Below are 22,353 nucleotides of genomic sequence, written 5' to 3'. Positions count from 1 at the left end.
CACTCGGAATGTAGGAGTGCCAGAGTTGGTTAGAATCAGTGGCGAATCACTCAAGTCTTCGGAGGTACCGGTGCCCACTTACTCGTATGCGTGCACGGAGTGCGACAACAAGTTCGACATTGTTCAGTCGTTCTCCGATGACTCGTTGACCGAATGCCCGCAGTGCTCAGGGCGTCTGCGCAAGCTCTTCAACTCGGTCGGCATCGTGTTCAAGGGCAGCGGCTTCTATCGGACCGACTCCCGCTCGGGCTCGTCGAGCTCCGAAACGGCGTCGTCGAGCAGCAAGTCCGACGGCGGTTCGTCGTCGGAGAGTTCGTCGAGCAGCTCGTCGTCGGACAGTTCGTCGTCGAGTAGCAGCAGTTCGAGTACGTCGTCGAAGAGTGAGTCGAAGAGCAGCGCCGCTGCGTCTTCGTGATTGCTGCGTCCTCGTGATTGCTGGGCGCCGCTGATTCCAGGCTCGGACCCTAGCTGAGTTTCCGAAATCCCCCGGCGGGCGTGAGAGCCCACCCGACCGGGACGTCGTAATTGCCCGACGGCAGTGCGTCGACGACCTCGTCGTCGTAGACGACGGCGACGAGCTCAGCAGAGCTTCCGATGAGTGTTCGGTCGTAGTAGCCCGCGCCGCGGCCCAGGCGAACACCCGTCTTGTCGACCGCGAGAGCGGGCACAAGCACCACCGACGCCGCGTGTACGGCGTCGACGCCGAGTCGTTCGCCCGAGGGCTCGAGCAGTCCCCAGCGTCCGGGTTGCAGGGTGGTCGCGCCGTCGTAGCGGACCCAGTCCAGGGGGGCGGGGTCGCCGTCGGGGACGATCGGGACCAAGACGCTCACCCCACGGTCGATGAGTGCATCGAGCATCGCCGGTGATCCCGGCTCGGTCCCGACCGGGACGTAGGCGGCGACGGTGACGTCGTATTCGAGTCGGAACGGCGCGGCGTAGATCCAATCGGCGAGGTCGCCCGCGGCTTGTTCGCGCGCGAACGGCGACATGTCGCGTCGCTTTGCCGCTATCTCCTCGCGCAACTGATTTTTGAGGGTAGGCACCGCGACCTCCGCCTTTCTGCGTACCTGCACTCGCCCCGACATACACTCGTCCCGATCCGCACTCGCACTGTAGCGCTCGAAAGTGACGTATTACGCACGCGCGCGTCCGTCAGTCGGGTGATCCGCAACTCTTCACAAGGACGCCGTCAGACTCCGACATTAGGGTGTCGGTATGACGTCCAGCGTGAGCAAGGCGAGCACCGACGAATTCAGCGAGTACTCGTCTGTACCGAACACCCCGCCTATCCCGCGAACCGCGGTCGTGCCCGCGGCAGGCTTGGGAACGAGATTCCTGCCCGCGACCAAGACCGTCCCCAAAGAGCTGCTGCCCGTCGTCGACACACCCGGCATCGAGCTCGTGGCAGAAGAGGCGAAGTCGGCGGGCGCTGAGCGTCTCCTGATCATCACGTCGCCGGGCAAAGACGGAGTCGTCGCGCACTTCGTCGAAGACCTTGTCCTCGAGAACACGCTGGCCACACGGGGCAAGGCGGCGATGCTCGCCAAGGTGCGCAAGGCGCCGTCGCTGCTCGAGGTCGCATCGGTCATCCAGGAGAAGCCCCTCGGTCTCGGGCACGCGGTCGGGTGCGTCGAGCCGTATCTCGACGACGATGAAGACGCCATCGCGGTACTCCTTCCCGACGATCTCGTCCTGCCGGGCGGCGTTCTCGAGGTGATGGCCCGCACGCGTCAGCGTCGCGGTGGTTCGGTGCTGTGCGCGATCGAGGTGCCGGAAGACCGGATCAGCGCCTACGGCGTGTTCGACGTCGAGGCGTTGCCCGACGCCAACAACCCCAATGTGATGAAGCTCAAAGGCATGGTCGAGAAGCCGGAGCCGAAGGACGCCCCGTCGAATCTCGCGGCCGCCGGACGCTACATCCTCGACCGCAAGATCTTCGACGCTCTGCGCCGCATCAAGCCGGGTGCAGGCGGCGAGCTGCAGCTCACCGATGCCATCGCGCTGCTGATCGAAGAGGGCGAACCGGTGCACGTCGTCGTACACAAGGGCACCCGACACGACCTGGGCAACCCCGGTGGCTATTTGAAGGCGGCTGTCGATTTCGCTCTCGACCGCGACGACTACGGACCCGACCTTCGCGAATGGCTCGTGGGCAGACTGTCGGTGGACTGAACGGCGGCGCGTTCGACTCGACTTCGCGGTCCGACTCGACGTTGCCTCAGCGCGCCTGCGTCGCAGACGCGGGCACGGCCGCTAACGTCATTGCCTGACGTGTGTCCGGCGAGGCGATGAGGTGAGATGCGGTCCGTCGAAGATCATCTGACGCTGGTGACCGCTGCGGCGGTGGCTCCGCGGCCGGTACGGGTGGCAATTTCCGAGGCGCAGGGTTTGATGTGCGCCGAGGAGGTCGTCACCGAGCGACCAATGCCCGGTTTCGACCAGGCTGCGATCGACGGCTACGCCGTGCGGGCAGTCGACGTTGCGCTCGCCGGAGCGTCGGCACCGAGCGATCCCGACGAGTTCGAGGAATTCGACGCCGGCGGTGCCGAACTGGTCGATCTCGAGCCCGGCGAGCCGATGATCGTGTCGCTTCCCGTGGTCGGCGAGGTCGCGCCGGGTGCGCGTACCCCGACCAGGCTTCAGCCGCGGCAGGCGGTACGCGTCGAGACTGGCGCCCCGATGCCGACGCTCGCCGACGCCGTGGTGCCCCTCCGCTGGACCGACGGCGGCGATCAGAAGGTCAAGGTCGGGCACGGCGTCGACAGTGGTGATTACGTTCGACGAGTCGGCGACGACGTACAGCCCGGCGACGTCGCGGTTCGTGCCGGATCGATCATCGGCCCGGCGCAGGTCGGATTGCTCGCCGCGGTCGGTCAGTCGCGCGTGCTGGTGCACCCCAAACCGCGGCTCTCGGTGATCTCGGTGGGCAGCGAACTCGTCGACATCGACCGCACTCCTGGCCCCGGCCAGATCTACGACGTGAACAGCTACTCCCTCGCCGCCGCCGCACGTGATGCTGGTGCGGACGTGAACAGGGTCGGACTCGCCGAGCGCGAGTCGTCGCGTCTGCGCGAAGTGGTTGAGGCGCAACTCATTCGATCCGAGATCGTCGTGATCTGCGGAGCGGTGGGTGGAACGGCGTCGCGGGCGATCGCCGACGCACTGGCCGACCTCGGCGACCTCGAGATCGCGCGGGTCGCGATGCATCCGGGCTCGGTGCAGGGCTTCGGCCGACTCGGCCGCGACGAGGTGCCGACGTTCCTGTTGCCGGCCAATCCGGTGAGCGCGCTCGTCACCTTCGAGGTCATGGTGCGGCCGTTGATCCGGATCGCGCTGGGCAAGCGGCAGCCGATGCGACGGGTGATCACCGCACGGACGATCGGGCCGATCGTGTCCGTCGCGGGTCGCAAGGGATATCTGCGTGGCCAGTTGATGCGCGACGAGAAGTCGGGGGAGTACCTGGTGCAGGTGCTCGGGGCGTCGCCGACCGGATCGTCGCATCTGCTGGCAGAGCTCGCCGACGCGAACTGCCTGATCATCGTCGAGCCCGACGTCGAGGAGTTGGGCACGGGCGACGAGGTCGAGGTCGCCTTCCTCGCTCAGCGCGGATGAGTGCGTTCGGGGTGCGTCGATTCTGTGTGATTGGCGCGTGTGCGCGAGCCGGTCACACCACGACGTTCACCGAATAGACTCACTGGCGTGTTCAGATGGTTGAGCGGTGTTCCGGCCAGTCCCGGGTGGCCGGCGACGTTGGGACCATTGCTTTCTCGTGGTGGAGCGGTGACCGTGCGTCCGGTGCGGGTTCGTGATGCCAAGAGTTGGAGCGACCTTCGCATCCGCAACCAGAACTCGCTGCTGCCGTGGGAGCCGACCGGCGTCGGCAGTTGGGCCGACCGGCATCAGCCGGCGTCGTGGCCGCCGCTGTACGCGATTCTCAAGTCCGAGGCCAAGCGCGGAACCATCCTGCCGTTCGTCATCGAACTCGACGGCGCATACGTCGGCCAGCTCACCGTCGGGAACATCCAACGTGGGGCCGTGCGGACCGCGTGGATCGGGTACTGGATCGACCAGGCGCACTTCGGTCAGGGAATCGCCACTGCCGCAGTCGCTTTGGGCGTCGACCATTGCTTCGGTCCGGTGGGGTTACATCGCCTCGAGGCTACGGTTCAGCCGTCGAACGGCGCGTCGCAGGCGGTGCTGACCAAACTCGGATTCCGGCATGAAGGTCTCCTCGAACGCTATATGGACGTCAACAAGCGTTGGCGCGACCACAACCTGTTCGCCCTGACTGCCGAGGAGGTTCCCGAAGGCGCGGTCGAGCGACTGGTGCGGTCGGGCCGGGCGAACTTCTTGCAGGGCTAGTTCTGGTTGTTTGTCTGGGCGACCTGTCCTTCTGCGTAGGGTTGCGGCATGGCTGAGTCATCGCATAGCGCATCGGAGTTGCTCGAGATCGTGGTGCGCGGACACGCGCGCGACAGTTACCCGCCCGAGCGCGCGCTGCTCTCGCTCAGCATCGACTTCTCGGGCTCGAACCGCGAGGCGGTGTACACCGACGCGGTCGGGGTGCAGGGGCGGATCGTCGAGTCGCTGAACTCGCTCGAGGAACGGAATGCGGTGTCGACGTGGCACAGCGAGTCGGTGCACGTGTGGTCGTATCGACCGGTCGATGCCAAGGGCAAGCCACGAGAACTGCTGTACGTCACGAAGATTCGCGTGACGACCGAGTTCGTCGACTTCGACGAGCTCAATGCGTTCATCGACGCGTGGGCGACGGTCGAGGGGGTCGACGTCGGCGGCGTGCGCTGGGATGTCACCCGCGAGGGGCGAGCCGAGCATGAGAGGGAACTTCGACGTCGCGCGGTCGACGACGCGGTGGCGAAGGCGCAGGCCTACGCCGACGCGGTGGGTCGGGGCGAGGTGCGGGCTGTTCAGCTCGCCGACCCGGACATGCTGTCGAGTGGATCCGAACGGATGGCTCGGGTGACATTCGCGGGCGCGCCCGCTGACGCACCGACGTTGGAGTTGCGGCCCGAGGACATCGATATCGACGTCTCGGTGGACGCGCGCTTCGTCGCGAGCTAGTGGCCGTTTGCGAACCCGGGCACCGCGCGAAGTCGCTGAGAAAGCCATATGAATCACTCCAATCTCGCGGGGGCTCGGCGCGTCTGCGCAGTTCGCGCAATGGTCGCACCTAGATTATTGGGTGGTCCGGTGTAACCAGAGTGATTGAAGGGAGAGGTCGAATGCCGAACTCCGTGCTGTGGGTCTGCCTCGTCGTGGTGTGGCTCTTCGTCCTCGTTCCCATGGTCATCAAGGGCCGACCTCAGATGCGCAAGTCGACCGAAGCCGCGCGCATGACGCGCCTCCTTCATCGCGGCGGCACCAAGACCCCCACGTCGACTGCTCGACGCTCGGCGGGCGCGCATCCGCACGACCCGTCGTGGACGTCGCGGCGGTCGTCGCGTTCCACAAGCAGCTCTGCGACAGCGGTTCTCGACAAGACCGAGTCCGACGAAGAGGTGTCGACCGAATCCGACGCCGACGACGCTCCGCCGTCACAGAAGAAGACCAGCACCAAGCGCGCAACGGGAGCGAAGGTGCAGGCGCCCAAAGCGGATTCGGACGTCGAGGCGGATCTCGACGCTGATGATCTCGACGCCGACGCCGACGACGTTGAGTCGGGTGACGACAACGTCACGCTCACAGGCGAACTCGTCGATGCTGACGAGACTGAGGCTGACGAGGTCGACGACTCCGCGGACGCTTCGGATGTTGTCGACGCCGAGGTCGAGGATGCTGAGGCTGAGAGCGCTGAGACCGAAGATGCTGAGCTCGAGGATGATTCGGACGTCGAGGACGTCGAGGACGAAGCCGAATACGACGACGATCTCGAATACGACGACGACCTCGACGATGAGTACGAGGACGACGAGTACGAGGACGATTACGACGTAGAAGACGACGGCTCGGACGACGACTACTACGTTGAAGACGAGTACGAGGACGACGAGTACGACGTCGAGGATGAGTACGAAGCAGACGACGTAGACGCTGAGGACGACTACCTCGACGAGGTCGACGGCTACGAGAACCCTGTGCCGCGCGACAAGCGTTCCGCCGCAGCACAAGCCGAGCCCACGACCGTCGTCGACCGCGGACGCACCCGCGATGCACGACGTTCGGGTACGTCATTTGACGAGCGGGACAGGAAGATTCGCTACCGCGAGCGTCAGCGTGTGGCCATCGCGCTGCTGACGTTCGTGGTCATTTCGATCGCGCTCGGAGCGTTCCTGGGGCTCATCGGTTGGATCGCTACCGGGATCACCGCCGTGATGCTCTTTGCTTACCTGGCATACCTGCGTAGCGCGGTCCGCAACGAGCAGCGGCTACGCGCGCAGCGGGCGGCCCGTGTGGCGCGGCAGCGTCGCCAGGACGAGGAGCGTCGACGTCGCGAGATGGCTGCGCCGCAGTTCGTCCCGGTGGTCGAGCCCGCGCCTCAGATGCGCAGGCCCGGCGGAGCTGTCGTCGTCGAAATCGACGACGAGGACCCGATTTTCGATCACATCCCGCCGTTCCAGCGGCGTCGTGTCATGCGTGAGGACGAGGACTTCCGTCGGGCTGCTGCCGGCTGACGGTGATCGCCTCCGGGTGGTTTTTGATCCACTTGCTTGCGTCCGTGGCAGCGTGGCAAAGCGCAACGCGCTCACCGACATACGTCACCGGAGCACCGACAACCGGTATGTAGCCGAGCATTCCGAGAAGCTTGGGCGGGCCGGGGCGACGATCGAGTTCGTCGTTGACCTTGCGCAGGATCTGAGCCACCTCCCAGAGCCCACCGATCACCGACCATCCGCGACGCTTCTTTCCTGACGACGTGTCGTCGAAAGGATCGGTGTTCGACGCGGCGTCGGAACTCAGTTCTCGATCGCTGAGTACCGAAGCAAGCAGTCGCACTTGATCATTGCGATCGGTGACCCCGTACTCACGTGCGATGGCGACGAGCACGATGGCCTGATTGGCGTAGCCGAGCGCGCTGGTGAGCGGCAGAGCTTTGGCCCATGCGCCGAAGACGCCGGGGTAGGAGACGGCAATGGTGTTGAGGGCGCCGATTCGGTTGACCCACCACTTGGCGCGATCCTTGAGCGACAGCTCCGACCAGCCATGCGTGCCCGGCCAATCGGCTACGTCGAACCCGTGGGCGACGATGTGTCGGAGCTTGTCGAGGCGAGAACGATCCTCGGAGTCGTCGTCGAACGTGCTTGCCTTGATTCCCAGCGGATCCGACGACGCGAGTGCGTCGAGGATCGGGTTGATGATGGCGACCGCGCGGTCGAGGGCGGTTGCGAGCTCTTTATCGGACATTGTGGCCACGTGCCGAGCGTATCGGAGCGGCGTCGACGTCCGGCTTGTCGCCACGACGACGAGGCGTTTGTGATCACGCGCGAGATGGCTGCTAGAGTGACCTACGGCTGATCACGCAGTGGTCACCCGGGGCTATGGCGCAGTTGGTAGCGCGACTCGTTCGCATCGAGTAGGTCGGGAGTTCGATTCTCCCTAGCTCCACTACCACGAGACCCCCTCTCGCCTGCGATGGAGCAGGAGCGAGGGGGTTTCGTCGTATCGGCGTCAGGAGCCGGAAGGCACAGCGAGGGCACATGCTTCCAGCGCCTGTGCCCGCTGGCGGTCCAGCGCGTCGGCGACGACTGGTCGTCCGGGAACAGATCGGCGTAGGTGTCCAGGGTCATCGCGGCCGACGCGTGCCCGAGCATGGTCTGCACCGCCTTCACGTTCGCACCCGCCGAAATCGCTAGTGACGCGGCCCTGTGCCGCAGATCGTGCGGCGAGACCTGCGGGAAACTCGTCGTCGCTCGACCCTCCTTGTCGAGCTTGCATAGGCGCTCGATTGCCTTCTCGCAGCGCGGCACGACTGCGTGGCCGGGTGCAGTCTGGTCGGACCTGGTGCTCGAACGGACCGGTCTGTCGATGGACGCCACCGGCAAATCGCTCGGCGCGACCGTCATGGTGGACAAGCACAAGGACGCCGAGATTCCGGGGCCGAAGTCGTTCGACATGGTGCCGGTCGAAATCCCGGCCGACTGGATGCCGAACGTGAGTGACCCGCGCCAGCTGCGGACACTCGTCGCGGTGCCCACCGACAGCCCGCACACGTCGGTCGCACCGATGGAAGACCGCGCCACTGCCCGCCAACAGCACGCCGACACCGTGGCGACGTGGCCGCACCAGCAGCACACCGAGACCGGCAGAGTCCCGGACGCGAGACCGCGCGCAAGTGGGCGAAGGAGAACGGGGTCTCGCTGGGCAACGACGTGCTCGCCGATCTCGTTCGCACAGTCAAGAAGGAGATCGAGGAACCGTGACGAACTGTCCAGACTGTCCGGACAGCTGTCCCGGACAGCGGACAGCCCCACTCCCGGCAGACTGTCCGTCCTGTCCGCACCCCTTGGGGCGGACGGACAGGACAGTCGGACAGGGCCGGTCAGGAAGCAGAGGACACCAGAAGAGGAAGACAACCTGACCAAGGAAGACGAACGAATCGAACGGGCCGTGACAGCGGGGCGACGGGAGCTGCTGCGAACCAGCGTGATGAAGCGGCAGGAGCTGCGGCGCGCGCTGAACAAGCGTGCCGACGTCGCCGACGTGCTTGTCGAGGCAGGGATCGCGAACGAGGAACCGGCGATGCACGGGTCCTGGCGGCTAGTGCTGACCGGGACCGCCCAGAAGCCCGACGAGAAGGTGGGGCTGGTGGCGACCCGGTAGCGGGGATCTACCACGCGTACGGGGACACCATAGGGGTGTGCTGTACCGGCTCACCGACGAACTGCTGCACGCCCGTTCAGGCGACGACGCGGTGGACTATGACCGAGCCTTCACCCCACACCCGCGCAGCGCTTGCTCGACTCATGGAGCTGCAGCAGCGCGACCGTTACGCCGTGGCGACGGCAACCCTGCCGCGGCCGCAGAAGGTTCGCGGGGCAACCGCGTGAGTGCGGATGGCCTCCCGCTGCCCGCCAGGGTCTGTCAGTTTGACGGAAGCCAAGCGAGACGGTCGGACGGGTACTCCGGAACGGGGGAGGTCAGCGCTGTGACAGTCATTGAGTCGAGAACCCATCCGCAAGGTACGGGGTCCCTCCCTCCGGCTCAGACGGGGGCGGAAGTTTGACCAGACGCTATCCAGATGAACCACGCTGCTTCGTTTGCGGCGCGAACCCACTGTGCTGCGATATTCCGGTTTACGAACGATTTCGCTAGAAGATCGACCACTTCCGAGGTATCTGGTATGAACAGCAGCACATACCGAGCCTCAGTGGGATCGTAAGAGCTGCTGGATGGATCGAGTCGTTCCGCAGCGGAGCTGATCTTACTCCCAAGGTAATCGTTCAGGTATCCATTCAGGTGATTTAGGTCCTCAATCGCTCCTTGATAATTCGCCAGGATTCGTAGCGAAGTTCGAAGGTGATTGCTTGCGGAGTTAAGGTCGGAGTAAGTCATGGGAACTTCTTTCCCTTTCGGATAACTTCATTCTGCGGACTTTTTAAAGACAATCGGCGTCTCGCGGTGTGCCTGGATCAACGCTGCGGCCAAGGCGACGACTGATCGCGCTTCTTCCGCGCTCGGTGGGCGCGGGTTTGGCTCGCCGTGTCGATCGGGGTTTGGCCACAACAGTTCCAGCGCACCGACGACAGGTGTGACCGGGTGATCCTTATCTTTGCCGGGAAGACTCCCGCGCCACTTATTGCCGTTGTTGCCACGCAACGTGCCGAGAACATCGCCGAGCGTCGGTTTCGCCTTATTTGGCACTACGGCCGGACACAACAGCGCCTCAACGGCTTTGATCGCGTGGTCCCAAGCGTCGGACGGGTCACCGCTACGCCCATAAGCGTTCGACCACGCCTCACGCAGTTGGTTGCTTGCCTCGTCACTCGGAGACGTCGCGGCCTGGACAGTCTCACTCAGCTCCTCGCTCGCGCGCCGCTCAAGCCCTGTGCTGTCTTCGTTCACCTTCCACACCGAGCCCCCTGACGTCAGAGCCTCCTGCAGTATGAAAGATCGTGTGTAACCGCCAAGATGCAACCTACAGTCGACAAGATCCAAGAATTTGTCGCGATCCTTCTTAACGACATATAGCAAGTGGGTCGACACGTCCCCGTTATGCCAGCTTTCACTAACGGCGACGCGCAGCAAGTTCGCCATCTTATTCTGCAGTCCGTTGACCCATCGCCCGTCGCGGTCTTTGCTTGCGTCCACGTACCACCTTGCGAGCGGAGCGACCAAATGGTTGGGAACTCCCTCGTAAGGGCCGTCCGGCTGAAGCCCTTCCGTTCGCTGGGACAGAGGTTGCCACGTCGTCATGTGATGGATAGTAGCCGCGGCGTCAGACACTCCGGTGCCGTCACCCGAACGCAGTAATCTTCCGGTGTCTCCCCGCGACCTGGTTTCCTGGGGGTGTAGCGCCCCACGCAGCGGTCACGCCAGCGCCCAAGTTTCGGCCCGTCGTGTGGTTCCGTGCACCGGAGTTGAATGCGACACCGGCCTTCGTGGTCCGTGACCTTTCACGACGCCCGTTGAACCGCCTGCTCTGCGGGCATCTCATCGCGCGGTGTCCCCGCGCATTCAACGAAGGAATCTCTCATGGACAAGTGGCTGAACCAACGCGCAGAGCTGCTGCGCTCGGCCAAGAGTCTGATCGACGCCCGTAAGTCGGCCGACCAGGCACTCAGCGCCGACGACCGCGCACACCTCAAGTCGGTCGAGGACCAGATCGGCGAACTGGATCGCAAGATCGACGCCGCCCGCAAGGACGCACAGCTTGCGGCGAAGTTCGCCGAGGTCCGCCCCAGTGGCGGGATCGAAATGACGGACGGCTCGCAGGGCGACGATTCCGCGCTCGGCGATCAGTCCGACTTCTTCTCGCGTCGCGCCGCCAAGTCGATGGCCAACCGGCTCGCGAAGAAGGCGGTCAAGGACGGCGGAGTCGACGGCGAGAAGGCGGTTATCGCGCACCTGTCGGACCCGGTGGACAAGTACCTGTTGCAGGACGTCTTGACCGTTTCGCGGTTCCTCGCGAACGAGTTGACCTAAGGCCTGTACCAGGAACTCGAAAACGAGGTCCTGAATGGTGACAGAACCGCCGACGCACACCTGCACGGCATCCTGTCGACTTCGGGCGTGCTCACCGAGGCGAGGCGAGGCGTTCGCAACCGACATTCTGACCACGGGTTCGCAACGGCATCACCAAGCTCGAACTGCGGGGACACGTCCCGAACGCGGTGGTGTTGCGACCCGAGGACTGGGCGAAGGTCGAACTCGCGCAGACCAACGGCTCCGGCGAGTTCCCTACTCGCTGCCAGCCCGGTTGACCTTGCGGCACAGCGGCTTTGGGGTGTGCAGGTCGTGCTGTCGACCACCAAAAGGGTCGAGGCAACAGTGGGTTTTGAATCTCAAGGCTCGCACCCGATATGGCGCGAAGCACGTGGTTGCGATACCGCGGGCAAGTATCCTCCGAGGTCATGAAACGCCTGCCAGCCGTCCTCTCCGCCGCGACCCTCATGTTTGCGGTCGCCGCGTGCGCCACCCCGGCGGAGGATAAGACCGTCACATCGTCGTCATCGTCGACGCCGAGCATCTCCGCGGCCCCGAGTACGCCTGTTGCGACCACGACCACGACCACCACCGACGTAGCGCCGCCACCCGACACTGCCGCCCCCGAAATCGTCCCGGAGACCATCGTCCCGGAGACCGAAGCACCAGCCGCAACTGGGAACGATCTCCCTCCTGAATGGGATAAGGACGGCGACGGACTGATCGACACCGACGCGCCTGTCGGGGACACCGACGAAGCGATGTGTAACGACCCCAACCTCGCCGAATGGGCTGCGACCAGCCCGACATGCCAGTGACGCGGTGAAGCTTGACGTAAGTACTTGGAGCGGATGCCATCTCGGCATTCAGGAGTGCTTAGCCTGCGCCCCTGCGCTCACCGCCCCTAGCGCCGTCATCGCGGTGTCGGCGATGTTCAAGAGGTCTTGCGTCGAGCCGCCGTCGCGCGCGCATCCCGACATTCCGCGAAGAACGGCGACGAGGAACTCCGCGAACTGATTGCTGTTGACCGTGTCCGCGAGGTCTCCGTCGCGCATGCCCTGGTCGAGTCGGGCCTGTAGACGCGCCCGCAAGGCTTCCCGCTGTGCACCCAGGCGCGGTTCGGTGAGCATCAGGCAGCCGGGCGGTGTCGTGGGGCCGGTGTGCGCGTGCGCGGTGTCGTCGAGTACTCGGGCGATCGCCTGCTCGACGGTCGGCAGCGCGGTTGCGTCGTCGACCGCTGCGATTGCGCGGTCGAAGTAGAGCGCCGACGCCTCGTCGAACAGGTGCTGTTTGTCGCCGAAGGCCGCGTAGAGGCTCGGTGCCGTGATGCCCATGGCGGCGGTGAGCCGCGCGATCGAGGAGCCGTCGTACCCCGAACGCCAGAACTCCTCGACGGCCGCCAGCAGGGCGGCGTCGCGATCGAAACTTCGAGGTCGGCCAGCCACGGGCCAACAATAACATAGTGACCGTTACAGAATGTGTTACGGTGGCTGAGTCAATAAGCTAGCGATCGATACAGAATGGAATCATCATGAACATCGAGGGTGCGGTTGTGCTCGTCACCGGCGCAAACAGGGGAATCGGAGCGGCGTTCGTCGAACAACTCAAGCACCGCGGGGCGTCGAAGATCTACGCGGCGGCTCGCGACGCCGGCACCATCCACGCGGACGGCGTCGAGGCGATCTCGCTCGATGTCACCAATCCCGACGACATCGCCGCTGCTGCCGCGACGGCGACCGACGTCGATCTGCTGATCAACAATGCGGGTATCTCCACGGGAACCCCGCTGGTGTCCGGGGACGAGGCGGCGATCCGTCGCGAGATGGACACCAACTTCTACGGGCCGCTGCTTCTGACCCGTGCTTTCGCGCCGATCCTCGAGTCGAATGGTGGGGGAGCAATCCTCAACGTCGTGTCTGCGTTGTCGTGGTTTACCGCACCCGGCGCCGGCGCGTACGCCGCGTCGAAAGCAGCGGCGTGGATGCTCACCGACAGCACCCGACTCGAGTTGGCCGCGCAGGGTACGCAGGTCACGGCCGTCCACATGGGTTTGGTCGACACCGACATGTCGCAGGGCATGGACGCACCCAAGCTTTCACCCGCCGAACTGGCGAATGCCGGGCTCGACGCCATCGAGTCGGGGGAGCAGGAAGTATTGGCGGATGACTGGGCGAAGCTTGTGAAGTCCGGCCTCACGCTCGAGCCGAAGCAACGCTACGAGCAACTCTTCGGCGCAACGGGTGCGTAATTGGCAGACGAAGCTCCCGAGCGGGTAAGACGGAATCGTCCGCTCCGAGAGGTGATCGTCATGAGCCATGACATCCTGTCCGACGCCGAGATCGCAGCACTGACTACGCAGCAGCGTCGGGATCTGATTGCCCGTCTGTCCCGGCCGCTCGACGGGATAGCGCCGAGTCCGGTTGTGCGCAGCAGGATTCGGCGTGTGCGCATCGGCGTGATGGCGATCGGCGCGACTGCGCTCATCCCGTGGATCGTCTTTCTCGGGCTAACCCTGCCGGTCGACTACGTCGCCCACAACTGGTCGGTCACCTGGATTGGCTTCGACGTTCTGCTCGTCACCATGATGACCGCGACGGCGGTGCTGGCGTTCCTGCGTCGCCAACTGCTGGTCCTCGCGGGATTCACCACCGGAATCCTGCTCATCTGCGACGCCTGGTTCGACATCATGACCGCGGCCCCGGGCGACCGGTGGGTCTCGCTACTCACCGCGTTCCTCGCCGAACTGCCCCTCGCTGCGCTGCTGATTCTGGGCACCACGCGGATCATCCGCCTCAACGCCGTACGCCAGTGGCAGATGGAACCCCATGCGCCGCTGTGGGATCTACGGATGGCGCTCGGCTGAGCGGTGCTCCTACCGGTCTGGGTCGACGACGAGCTCCACCTCGACCTCGTCGCCCGCGCCTCGTCCCGTCTTCTTCCGCGTTTCGGCATTGAACGACACGAGATAGCGCCCACCCATCACGCCGATGGTGGTGCGGTAGGTGTAATCACCGTCGATGGTGACGATGACGGGCACGCGCTTCCCACGACCGAAGGCGAGCACGACGTCCTCGTCGACGACGATCCCGACGTTCTTGCCGCCCGTGGCTTCGAGCACGGTACGGAAGGTGGTCATGGCGCTCCTCGGGGTCGCTGGGTGAACCCGATGATAGGTTGGATGGAACTAGACTGTCCAGTACTCCGACGATTGGCTGACGCACGATGAGCGAGGAACTCGACGAGCCGACGCCGGGACGGACCGAGCGCAAACGCCAGGCGATTCTCGACGCCGCGACGGAACTCTTCCTGCGGAACGGTTTTCGCGGAACGAGCATGGACGAGGTGGCGACGCGGGCGGGTGTGTCGAAGCAAACCGTCTACAAGCAGTTCACCGACAAGGAGCGTCTGTTCCGGGACATCGTGGAAGGTGTGGCGTCGAACTCCGAGGCGGTGATATCCACGCTCACATCGGCATTCGGCGATTCGGCCGCGACATCGTCGAGAGCGCTCGAGATGCGGCTCCGCAAGGTCGCGCTCGTCTATCTCGACGCGGTGCTGAACCCGCGGGTGCTATCTCTGCGTCGACTGATCATCGCCGAAGCGGACGCCTTTCCCGACCTCGCCCGCAGCTACTACGACTACGGGCCGGGGCAGGGCGTTGAAGTCGTGGCGCAATGTCTGCAGCCGTATATCGACGCAGGGCTGCTCGTCGTCAACGAGAGTCGTCTTGCTGCAGCGCATTTCGCCTATCTGGCGCTTGGGCCCGCGCTGGATCGAGCCCAGTTCATGCCCGACGACCTGCCCGATAGCGCTGAGCGTCAACGACTTTCCGCCGCGGCGGCAGCAGCATTCGTCGCCGCCTATGGCGCCTGAGCTTACGCGCGGCATGCCTCGTGACAACACGCTTGCGTCGTTCTATACTACTTAGAGGTTGTACAACTAATAAGTGGTGAAGATGAAAAGTGAGTGGTGATGACAGCTCAACTGGGCGACACTTTTGCTGCCCTCGCCGACCCGACTCGGCTGGCCATCGTCGAAACGTTGACCAGGGGCGACGCGACGATCAACGAGCTCACCGATCAGTCGACGCTCACGCAGCAGTCGATCTCCAAGCACGTCAAGGTGCTCGAAGACGCCGGCCTCGTGACACGGACGCGAATCGGCACGTCACGTCCGTGCCATCTGGAAGTCCATCGACTCGACGCCGCCCAGCAATGGCTCGCAGGCCGTCGCGACGAGTGGATCGCCCGACACGACAGGCTCTCCGAGCACTTGTCGTCCATCGTCGAACAGGGAAAAGGTCATGGCTGACGACACTTTCACAGTGCGGCGCATCTACCGTGCCCCAAGGGAACTCGTCTTCGCGTGCATGACCGAGCCCGAACACCTCACTCACTTCTGGGGTCCGACGGGGACGTCGACGCCGCTGGAGGGAATCGTCGTCGAACTGCGCCCAGGTGGTGCTTTCGAAACGACGATGGTCAACGACACCGACGGCTCGGAGTACCGGATGCGCGCTGAGTACACCGACGTGGAGGCACCGCGGTTCTTGGCTTGGCGTGAAGTGGACTCAGGGGTGCTCACGTCGGTGACGTTCGTCGACCTCGGCGACGGCACAACAGAAGTCGTCACCCATCAGCGAGGTTTGCCACCGGAATATCGCACATCAGAAGCGAGGGCCGGTTGGCAGACGGCGCTCGAACGTGGCGTCATCTACGTCGAAGACCTTGCCCGACAACCGAAGGAACCCTCATGAACATCTCGACCACAGACCTTCAGGCGCTTGTCGGCCCGCAACTGTCCGCGTTGGCTGATCTCCTCGACGATGGCGCGCAGTCGCTGGGCGGCGGCGCCGCTCTTGCCGACGCCGAAACACTGTGCGCGGGATGGAGTGTGCGGCACGTCGTGGCACATATGACGATGGCGGCACGCTACGACGGTCCCGCCTTCATGGCGGAGCTGTCGGCGGTGGATGGCGACTTCGACAGGCTGTCGCAGACAATCGCGCACCGTGACGCGCGCCGACCGTTCAGTGAACTACTCGACGACCTGCGTAGCGACACCCTGGCCGAGTGGGCGCCACCCGGAGGTGGAGCCGCAGGCGCGCTGACTCACGCGGTGATCCACTCTGCCGACATCACCGTTCCGAATACGTTGCCGCGCAGCTCGTCTGACGAAGCGACGTTGATAGTCCTCAACGCGCTCGCGGCCGGAATCGCTAGTCAACAGTTCGGGGTAGACGTCGGTGATCGCACGCTTCGTGCCACCGATCTTGCATGGTCGGTCGGTGACGGCAGCGAGGTGGTGTCGCGTCCCGCGAGCGAATTTGTGGCACTACTCGCCGGACGCTCGGTGGGTGGTCTCGACCTCAGGAGCTGATGAAGCGTTGCGTATGCGGCTCAGCCGATTCTGGTCACGGCCAGGTGTCGAGGTAGGCGCGATAGGTGCCGACCGGAAGGGTTGCGTCGTAGGTCATTTCGCCCGAGGGTGAGAACTCCGAGATGTGCGGGGCGGTACCCCAGCTCCCGAAGGTATATCCGTCGGCCAATGCTTGTGCATTGCCGGTGGCGGCTGTGGCCAGGCCTGCGGGATGTGCCTGGCGCCGAACGAGAGTCGCGGTGCGTCGCGTGGGATCGAGTCGAATCCACTTGATGCTGGAGTCGCCGAGTTGGGTGGCAACGTTGATGTTGTTGTCGAACAGTCGAATTGTGTGGGGATCGGCGTACTCGACGTCGTGTTGGCCGAAGAAGTCTGTTCCGGGCCCCATGCGCAAGCTCGAGTGCTTTCCGCCGACGCTCCAGAGGATCTGACCGGTACGAGCGTCGATGTTGTAGGCGGCGTTCAGGTTTCGGAAAGAGATGAGCAGGTTTCCGGCCGGGTCGAGCACTATCGAGTTCATGTGGAACGGATCGAAGGTGGCTGCGCCGCCGAGCCCGGTATATCGGGCTGCCGACGCCGTGAGCGGAATATGTTGTAGTGCAGACCATTCGGTCAGTGTCCGGCCACTGGCGACGTCGACAATCGAGGCGACGCAATCGAGGAGCGTCCCGTGCTTGGGGCCACCGACGGACGTGAGGTCGGCGCTGACCTGGTGGTATGACGTGATCAGTGCGCGACCGTCAGGTGTGAGCCGGAATTCGTGGACATCGGAGCCGAGTCCCGCTGGGGTGATCTTCTTGATGATGTGGCCACGGGTGTCGGCGATGACGTCGACTCCCGCACCGTGACCACCTTGGCCGGAGCCTTCCCACCACGTGAGCACCTTGCGTCCCTGATAGGTCTGCGTGCGGAAGTTCGAGATACTGCCGCCCTGGGCGACGGTGTATCGCCACACGACCCGACCCGTCTTGTCCACGATCACGGCGGATTGGTCGGTGTTGCCGAGTCCGCGTGGAACGACTGGTAGCGGTACCGCTGCGGCCCACCCCGTTGTGTAGAAGATGTATCCCGAAGGTCCGCCGGGCTTGTTGACGTTCACCGTGTAGGTCGGGGTGCCGATCGGGTTGGTCGGAAGGCGAGGAGCCGCTTGCGCAGTTGCGGCACACGTGACGGCCGAACCCAGTCCAAGAATGGCTGCGGTGAGTATGGCCAAAAGACGCGGCGTCGAGCGCTTACGCATGTGAGGGTCCCTCGGTAGATCGATGCGAACTCAACGATCTTCGGGCGTTCGTGTGCCGATGACAAGCTCTCACGCGGGGTGATTTGAAACTGTGGTCCCGTCGTGTCCGGTTCGCGGAGAAGGGATTTGGGTCAAGCGCGCATAACGTACATGCCGCGTACCCCGTGTAGGAGCAAACTCACCCGACGCCGGCTGCACGGAGGCCAGCGGCAACACCTGCCGCCAGCAAGATCACCACGATCAGCGGTGCCTTGAGCAGTGCGGCCACCACCCCGGCGGCAACTCCCGCCGGCCGCGCCCATCCCGACAGGTCTTGCCCGGCGTAGAGGGCGCCTGTCGCGGCGACCGCAACAAGGAGAACCAGCGCGGCACGGTCGATCAGCGCGCGCACCCTGTCCGACACTGTGATTCGTGAGCGGAGCAGGGGGCCGGCCAACCGCAGGGCATAGGTACCCGCGGCCAGTACTGCGACGCCGATGAACAGTTGCGTCCCGTGCGTCACGACGCACGCTCAGCGGTATGGAGTGCACTCTCGGCGTAACGAGGCGCACTGTCGGCACGAGGAAGCGCACTGTCGGCGGGATGGAGCGCACGCTCGGCAGTATCCAGCGCGCGGTCGGCGCCGCGGCGGGGGAGCGGTACACCAGCCAGGAGTCCGGCGAGGGCGAGTAGGACCGGGACGCCCGCGGGGACGTAAGGCGTTGTGGCAACGGCGATCACGGCGCCCAGAGCCAGCGACGCGCCGAGCGTGCCGCGCTCGGAACGTTGTGCGCGCAGTGCCGAAATCGCCAGTGCGGCCAAGAGTGCGGGGAACGCGGCGTCGAGTCCAAGTGTCTCGGGGCTCGAGATGATCTGCCCCGCAGCGGAACCCACGGCTGATCCCGCCGGCCACGAGACGAGTACACCGATGCCGCACCACAGAAAGGCTGCACGCGCACGCTCAGCGTCGGGTGCGGCGGCGGTCAGCGCAGCCGTCTCGTCGTTCACCATGTGAGCTCCGACAAGTCGGCGCATGCCCGAGCCGAGGTACGGCCCGACGGACAAGCCGTAGCCGAGGTTGCGGGTATTGACGAGCAGGCCGGCCAGAGCGCCGACGATGGGCAGTCCGCCGGTGGCGATGATGCCGACGAAGACGAACTCGCTCGAACCGGCCATCACCACGCAGGCGATGGTCAGGATCTGCCACCAACTCAACCCTGCGCTGTGACCCGCGACGCCGTACGAGCATCCGATGACGAACACCGACATCGCCATCACTGCGACGCTGCGCAGCGTGTCGTAGCCGAGTGTTTCCCATGACGAACGCATGACCACTATGATGAACATATGGGTACTGTTCGTCAAGATGAACACCCGGACGATTCGTCGAACGATCACCTCGGTGGCGCCGCTGGTCGGCCCGAGGCTGTGTCGACGGCGTCGGGTCCCACCGCGGTGATCGCGGCGGCGCTCAAGCGGGAGCGGGCTCGCGTCGGCCTGTCGATCGGCGAACTCGCACGGCGTGCGGGCATCGGGAAATCGACGTTGTCGCAGCTAGAGCAAGGTCTTGGCAACCCGAGCATCGAGACCGTCTGGGCGCTGAGTGAGGCGCTCGGCCTGACCTTCTCCGACCTCGTCGACACCCCGCCGCGCCGGGTGGAGGTGATCAGGTTCGGTGACGGACCGGCGATTCCGTCAGCGACAGCCGAGTACATCTCGACGCTATTGTCCGCGGCCTCGCCGTCGTCGCGACGCGACATATTCTTGCTGCGCGCCGAGCCGGGGGAGCCGAAGGTGTCTCGCCCGCACGCGCGCGGCGTCGTCGAACATGTCGTTCTGTGCGCGGGGAAGGCGCTGGTCGGTCCTCTCGATGATCCGGTGGAACTGCTGCCCGGCGACTTCATCTCCTATCCCGGCGATGCCGACCACGTCTTCGACGCGCTCGAGTCCGGCACATTCGCGGTGCTGGTCAGCGAAGCTTTCTGACATTTCCGCCGCAACCACTTCGGAGCGCAAACGTGACCGCGCTCACCATGATTCGCTCACTCGGACGACCTCGCGTACGGTGTACATATTGGCGTGCACAGACATAGCCAACGCGTCGTAGATCGCAATTCTCGCGGCGGGTCCCCCACATAGCCCGGGGTCGACCACCGCTCTTTGACTTCATACGGCGAAACGACTTCGCGCACCCGCGATTTCGCCACCACAGCACAGGCCACCGTGGTCCGCAGTGCTGATGAGCACGTAGAGAGACCTTTTACATGACTACATTTGCCGAGCTCGGCGTACCTGCCGAGATCGTGAAAGTCCTTGCCGCGGATGGAAAATCCGAGGCTTTCCCCATCCAGACCGACACCCTTCCCGCCACGCTCGACGGCGGCGACGTCCTCGGGCGCGGCCGTACGGGTTCCGGTAAGACACTTGCGTTTTCGATTCCGCTGGTCGCCGGACTAGCCGAGCTCGACGTCGACCGCGTCCCCGGCGCACCCACCGGCCTCATCCTCGCGCCGACGCGTGAGCTGGCCACACAGATCGCCACCGCGGTCGAGCCGCTGGCGAAGGCCGTCGGCCTGACCGTGACCACGATCTTCGGTGGCGTCAAGCAGGCTCGTCAGGAGCAGGCGCTCGGACGCGGCGTCGACATCGTCGTCGCATGCCCCGGACGACTCGAAGATCTGATGCAACAGCGCATCGTTCGTCTCGACAACGTCGAGATCACCGTCATCGACGAGGCCGACCACATGGCCGACCTGGGCTTCCTTCCCGGAGTGACCCGAATCCTGGCCGCGACACCTGCCGACGGACAGCGGATGCTCTTCTCGGCCACCCTCGACCGCGGTGTCGACAAGCTGGCCAAGCGCTTCCTCGACAATCCGACGATGCACTCGGTCGACGAGGCCACATCGCCCGTCGAGGCCATGACGCACCACGTCTTCGAGATCGAGCACGCCGACAAGAACGCCATGGTCGCCGAGCTCGCATCGGGAACGGGACGTCGAATCCTCTTCACACGCACCAAGCATCAGGCGCGCAAGCTCGCCAAGAAGCTCACCTCCGATGGCATCCCCGCCGTCGACCTGCACGGCAATCTGTCTCAGCCGCAACGTGATCGGAACCTGAAGGCGTTCGGCGAGGGCGGTGTGCGCGTGCTCGTGGCCACCGACGTCGCCGCGCGCGGTGTGCACGTCGATGCCATCGAGCTCGTCGTCCATGTCGACCCGCCCGCCGAGCACAAGGCGTACCTCCACCGCTCCGGCCGCACCGCACGTGCGGGCAACGCGGGCGACGTCGTCACGCTGTGCCTGCCGGACCAGCGTCGCGACGTTGCCGGCCTGCTCGGCAAGGCTGCGATCAAGGTCAAGCCGGTTCGGGTGCGCCCGAGCTCGGCGGAGGTCGACGCTCTCGTCGGCGCACGCGCCGAGCGAGTCGAGCCGACACCGGAGCCCGCCCGCCCGGCCGGACAGTCCCGTCAGGGAGCCGGCGGTGGACGTGGTCGCGGAGGGGCCAACGGTGCACGACGCCGCAGCGGCGGACCTCGTGACGGACGCGGTGCGCAGAGCTCGCGCGGCTCCGGCCAGCGTGGCTCCGCGCAGGGCGGTTCGGGTCAGCGCAGTTCCGGACAGCGCAGTTCCGGACAGGGCGGCTCGAGCCAGCGCGGCTCAGGCCAGGCGCGCGGCGGACAGTCGCGCGGTCAGCAGAACGCGCAGAGTCGTGGACAGCAGCGCGGCGGCGGTCGCGTCAGGCATCAAGCGGCGCGAACCGCTTGACAAGATGGGTAGCGAGCCATGGACTGGGACCCCAGGCCATGGCTCGTCCTGTCAGTAGCGCACGTATCGGCGACATGCGGCCGTAGCCGATCAGCACGCCCGCAGCCGGTTTGACGCTCACATAGAGATCAGGGTCGACATGCTCGTCGGGGTTGATCTCGAGATGTCCGTCGGTGAACTGGTAGACAAAGCGTTCGTCGGTTCCGCGGAACCGGATTTCGAATGTGGCGTCGGGTGGCGATGATTCTCCGAGGTGATCGATCCAGCACGGCAACAGCTGGTGCCTGCCCCGTGCGACCAGCGGTGCGACGCCCGGGTCGAGTTCCCAGTGGGCGCCGATCGCCCGTGCGATGTCGTGGCCGTGGACGGTCATCTTGCCGATCAGAATGCCCAGTGCGGAGTCGGCACGGACCCCACGACAGTCACCCTCGACGGCCATGACGGGCACCCGCGCACCGAAGTGGCCGACAAGGTCGAGTAGTTCGTCGAGTTCGTCGACGAGTCTCTGTGCGAGCTTGTGTACGTCCCTGGTGGGCAGATTCGCGATCTGTTTCGCGTAGATGTCCTTGAGATCAGACGGGCGGCTCGGCCACGCCGTGGCGCCACATGCCAGTTCGAGGTAGCGGGAGGGCTCGCTGGCGACGTGTCCGACGCACTCCGCGATGGTCCACTTCGACCGCCTGCCCAGCGACACGTCTGGATTGTCGATGTTGCACACGAGGTCGACGAAATTCTGAGCTGTCGCTCGTGCGGCGTCGATATAGGCAAAGCGTGAAAGCGTGTTGTTCATCCCCAGGCCACCCCCGTCGCGGGATGACGATACTCGCGAGCGCATGTCTATGCGATGCTCAGGCGGTGTCATTCGAACGTAGGAAACCGAATTGT

At 64.9% G+C, this 22,353-nt stretch carries 27 protein-coding genes, 1 tRNA gene and 1 pseudogene; 19 read left to right on the top strand and 10 right to left on the bottom strand.

The window, feature by feature from the left end:
• The first annotated feature begins 70 nt into the window (after nt 1-70).
• Nucleotides 71-415 (top strand): FmdB family zinc ribbon protein, encoded by a 345-nt coding sequence (locus ACRVY7_RS02350; protein ID WP_082933545.1) that lies wholly within the window; start codon nt 71-73, stop codon nt 413-415.
• 49 nt (nt 416-464) lie between these two features.
• Here the strand turns inward: ACRVY7_RS02350 and ACRVY7_RS02345 are convergent, their stop codons facing one another.
• The gene (locus tag ACRVY7_RS02345) at nt 465-1,043 is read right to left on the bottom strand and encodes a 5-formyltetrahydrofolate cyclo-ligase (protein WP_049698099.1); all 579 of its coding nucleotides are present in this window, start codon (nt 1,041-1,043) and stop codon (nt 465-467) included.
• 172 nt (nt 1,044-1,215) lie between these two features.
• Here ACRVY7_RS02345 and ACRVY7_RS02340 point away from each other — a divergent pair, with 172 nt between their 5' ends.
• From ACRVY7_RS02340 to sepX, 5 genes are all read left to right on the top strand, one after another.
• Complete coding sequence (locus ACRVY7_RS02340; protein ID WP_431815845.1) at nt 1,216-2,172, top strand: UTP--glucose-1-phosphate uridylyltransferase; 957 nt, start codon at nt 1,216-1,218, stop codon at nt 2,170-2,172.
• A gap of 126 nt (nt 2,173-2,298) precedes the next feature.
• Nucleotides 2,299-3,612, top strand: a complete 1,314-nt coding sequence (glp, locus tag ACRVY7_RS02335; protein ID WP_049697926.1) for a molybdotransferase-like divisome protein Glp — start codon at nt 2,299-2,301, stop codon at nt 3,610-3,612.
• Nucleotides 3,613-3,699: 87 nt separating this feature from the next.
• A complete protein-coding gene (locus ACRVY7_RS02330; RefSeq protein WP_049697927.1) occupies nt 3,700-4,362 on the top strand; it encodes a GNAT family N-acetyltransferase in 663 nt (220 codons plus the stop codon).
• 48 nt (nt 4,363-4,410) lie between these two features.
• Nucleotides 4,411-5,082: an SIMPL domain-containing protein gene (locus ACRVY7_RS02325; RefSeq protein WP_431815844.1), complete on the top strand. Its 672-nt coding sequence runs from the start codon at nt 4,411-4,413 to the stop codon at nt 5,080-5,082.
• A 161-nt stretch (nt 5,083-5,243) separates the two neighbouring features.
• The gene (sepX, locus tag ACRVY7_RS02320; RefSeq protein WP_431815843.1) at nt 5,244-6,632 is read left to right on the top strand and encodes a divisome protein SepX/GlpR; all 1,389 of its coding nucleotides are present in this window, start codon (nt 5,244-5,246) and stop codon (nt 6,630-6,632) included.
• On the opposite strand, the gene ACRVY7_RS02315 is transcribed toward sepX, so the two are convergent.
• Complete coding sequence (locus ACRVY7_RS02315; protein ID WP_431815842.1) at nt 6,589-7,371, bottom strand: polysaccharide deacetylase family protein; 783 nt, start codon at nt 7,369-7,371, stop codon at nt 6,589-6,591. The two genes, sepX and ACRVY7_RS02315, sit on opposite strands and share 44 nt — an antisense overlap.
• 119 nt (nt 7,372-7,490) lie before the next feature.
• Here ACRVY7_RS02315 and ACRVY7_RS02310 point away from each other — a divergent pair.
• Nucleotides 7,491-7,563, top strand: a tRNA-Ala gene (locus ACRVY7_RS02310).
• Nucleotides 7,564-7,626: 63 nt separating this feature from the next.
• On the opposite strand, the pseudogene ACRVY7_RS02305 reads toward ACRVY7_RS02310, so the two are convergent.
• A pseudogene (locus ACRVY7_RS02305) lies at nt 7,627-7,853 on the bottom strand (tyrosine-type recombinase/integrase); the annotation flags it as partial.
• A 106-nt stretch (nt 7,854-7,959) separates the two neighbouring features.
• On the opposite strand from ACRVY7_RS02305, the gene ACRVY7_RS02300 reads away from it, so the two are divergent.
• On the top strand, nt 7,960-8,778 hold the full coding sequence (locus tag ACRVY7_RS02300; protein ID WP_431816410.1) for a hypothetical protein: 819 nt from the start codon (nt 7,960-7,962) through the stop codon (nt 8,776-8,778).
• A 98-nt stretch (nt 8,779-8,876) separates the two neighbouring features.
• Entirely contained in the window at nt 8,877-9,005 is a 129-nt protein-coding gene (locus ACRVY7_RS02295) for a hypothetical protein (RefSeq protein ID WP_269447019.1), read from the top strand.
• 532 nt (nt 9,006-9,537) lie between these two features.
• On the opposite strand, the gene ACRVY7_RS02290 is transcribed toward ACRVY7_RS02295, so the two are convergent.
• Nucleotides 9,538-10,266, bottom strand: coding sequence for a hypothetical protein (locus ACRVY7_RS02290; RefSeq protein ID WP_431815841.1), 729 nt, complete (start codon nt 10,264-10,266; stop codon nt 9,538-9,540).
• 384 nt (nt 10,267-10,650) lie between these two features.
• Between ACRVY7_RS02290 and ACRVY7_RS02285 the strand changes: the two genes are divergently transcribed.
• A complete protein-coding gene (locus tag ACRVY7_RS02285) occupies nt 10,651-11,100 on the top strand; it encodes a hypothetical protein (protein ID WP_064864734.1) in 450 nt (149 codons plus the stop codon).
• Between the two features lie 428 nt (nt 11,101-11,528).
• Entirely contained in the window at nt 11,529-11,918 is a 390-nt protein-coding gene (locus ACRVY7_RS02280) for a hypothetical protein (RefSeq protein ID WP_064864736.1), read from the top strand.
• 48 nt (nt 11,919-11,966) lie between these two features.
• Here the strand turns inward: ACRVY7_RS02280 and ACRVY7_RS02275 are convergent, their stop codons facing one another.
• Nucleotides 11,967-12,545 carry a TetR/AcrR family transcriptional regulator gene (locus ACRVY7_RS02275; protein ID WP_431815840.1) on the bottom strand — a complete coding sequence of 193 codons (579 nt, stop codon included), beginning with the start codon at nt 12,543-12,545 and terminating at the stop codon, nt 11,967-11,969.
• Between the two features lie 86 nt (nt 12,546-12,631).
• Between ACRVY7_RS02275 and ACRVY7_RS02270 the strand changes: the two genes are divergently transcribed.
• Together ACRVY7_RS02270 and ACRVY7_RS02265 are read left to right on the top strand one after the other, a co-directional pair.
• The gene (locus ACRVY7_RS02270; RefSeq protein ID WP_431815839.1) at nt 12,632-13,348 is read left to right on the top strand and encodes an SDR family oxidoreductase; all 717 of its coding nucleotides are present in this window, start codon (nt 12,632-12,634) and stop codon (nt 13,346-13,348) included.
• A 60-nt stretch (nt 13,349-13,408) separates the two neighbouring features.
• Entirely contained in the window at nt 13,409-13,963 is a 555-nt protein-coding gene (locus tag ACRVY7_RS02265; protein WP_431815838.1) for a hypothetical protein, read from the top strand.
• 9 nt (nt 13,964-13,972) lie between these two features.
• Here ACRVY7_RS02265 and ACRVY7_RS02260 read toward each other — a convergent pair whose 3' ends face one another.
• Nucleotides 13,973-14,236, bottom strand: coding sequence for a DUF1905 domain-containing protein (locus ACRVY7_RS02260; RefSeq protein ID WP_005202521.1), 264 nt, complete (start codon nt 14,234-14,236; stop codon nt 13,973-13,975).
• A gap of 86 nt (nt 14,237-14,322) precedes the next feature.
• Here ACRVY7_RS02260 and ACRVY7_RS02255 point away from each other — a divergent pair, with 86 nt between their 5' ends.
• From ACRVY7_RS02255 to ACRVY7_RS02240, 4 genes are all read left to right on the top strand, one after another.
• The gene (locus tag ACRVY7_RS02255) at nt 14,323-14,973 is read left to right on the top strand and encodes a TetR/AcrR family transcriptional regulator (protein WP_431815837.1); all 651 of its coding nucleotides are present in this window, start codon (nt 14,323-14,325) and stop codon (nt 14,971-14,973) included.
• Between the two features lie 99 nt (nt 14,974-15,072).
• Complete coding sequence (locus ACRVY7_RS02250) at nt 15,073-15,411, top strand: ArsR/SmtB family transcription factor (RefSeq protein ID WP_431815836.1); 339 nt, start codon at nt 15,073-15,075, stop codon at nt 15,409-15,411.
• A complete protein-coding gene (locus tag ACRVY7_RS02245) occupies nt 15,404-15,856 on the top strand; it encodes an SRPBCC family protein (RefSeq protein WP_431815835.1) in 453 nt (150 codons plus the stop codon). The genes ACRVY7_RS02250 and ACRVY7_RS02245 overlap by 8 nt, the downstream gene beginning before the upstream one ends.
• Complete coding sequence (locus ACRVY7_RS02240) at nt 15,853-16,479, top strand: maleylpyruvate isomerase family mycothiol-dependent enzyme (RefSeq protein WP_431815834.1); 627 nt, start codon at nt 15,853-15,855, stop codon at nt 16,477-16,479. The genes ACRVY7_RS02245 and ACRVY7_RS02240 overlap by 4 nt, the downstream gene beginning before the upstream one ends.
• A 34-nt stretch (nt 16,480-16,513) precedes the next feature.
• Here ACRVY7_RS02240 and ACRVY7_RS02235 read toward each other — a convergent pair whose 3' ends face one another.
• From ACRVY7_RS02235 to ACRVY7_RS02225, 3 genes are all read right to left on the bottom strand, one after another.
• Nucleotides 16,514-17,719, bottom strand: a complete 1,206-nt coding sequence (locus ACRVY7_RS02235) for an arylsulfotransferase family protein (protein ID WP_431815833.1) — start codon at nt 17,717-17,719, stop codon at nt 16,514-16,516.
• Nucleotides 17,720-17,897: 178 nt separating this feature from the next.
• Complete coding sequence (locus tag ACRVY7_RS02230) at nt 17,898-18,221, bottom strand: AzlD domain-containing protein (protein WP_431815832.1); 324 nt, start codon at nt 18,219-18,221, stop codon at nt 17,898-17,900.
• Nucleotides 18,218-19,027 (bottom strand): AzlC family ABC transporter permease, encoded by an 810-nt coding sequence (locus ACRVY7_RS02225; RefSeq protein WP_431815831.1) that lies wholly within the window; start codon nt 19,025-19,027, stop codon nt 18,218-18,220. Before ACRVY7_RS02225 ends, ACRVY7_RS02230 begins: the two co-directional genes overlap by 4 nt.
• A gap of 18 nt (nt 19,028-19,045) precedes the next feature.
• Here ACRVY7_RS02225 and ACRVY7_RS02220 point away from each other — a divergent pair, with 18 nt between their 5' ends.
• A complete protein-coding gene (locus ACRVY7_RS02220; protein WP_431815830.1) occupies nt 19,046-19,684 on the top strand; it encodes a helix-turn-helix domain-containing protein in 639 nt (212 codons plus the stop codon).
• Nucleotides 19,685-19,962: 278 nt separating this feature from the next.
• Nucleotides 19,963-21,468: a DEAD/DEAH box helicase gene (locus tag ACRVY7_RS02215; RefSeq protein WP_431815829.1), complete on the top strand. Its 1,506-nt coding sequence runs from the start codon at nt 19,963-19,965 to the stop codon at nt 21,466-21,468.
• Here the strand turns inward: ACRVY7_RS02215 and ACRVY7_RS02210 are convergent.
• On the bottom strand, nt 21,440-22,258 hold the full coding sequence (locus ACRVY7_RS02210) for a hypothetical protein (protein WP_431815828.1): 819 nt from the start codon (nt 22,256-22,258) through the stop codon (nt 21,440-21,442). The genes ACRVY7_RS02215 and ACRVY7_RS02210 overlap by 29 nt on opposite strands.
• Nucleotides 22,259-22,353: the final 95 nt, after the last annotated feature.

It is taken from the genome of Gordonia jacobaea, assembly GCF_965344965.1.
GTDB lineage: Bacteria > Actinomycetota > Actinomycetes > Mycobacteriales > Mycobacteriaceae > Gordonia > Gordonia jacobaea.
The sequence above is the reverse complement of the archived record's forward strand: the minus strand, read 5'-3'. Positions and strand labels throughout refer to the sequence as shown.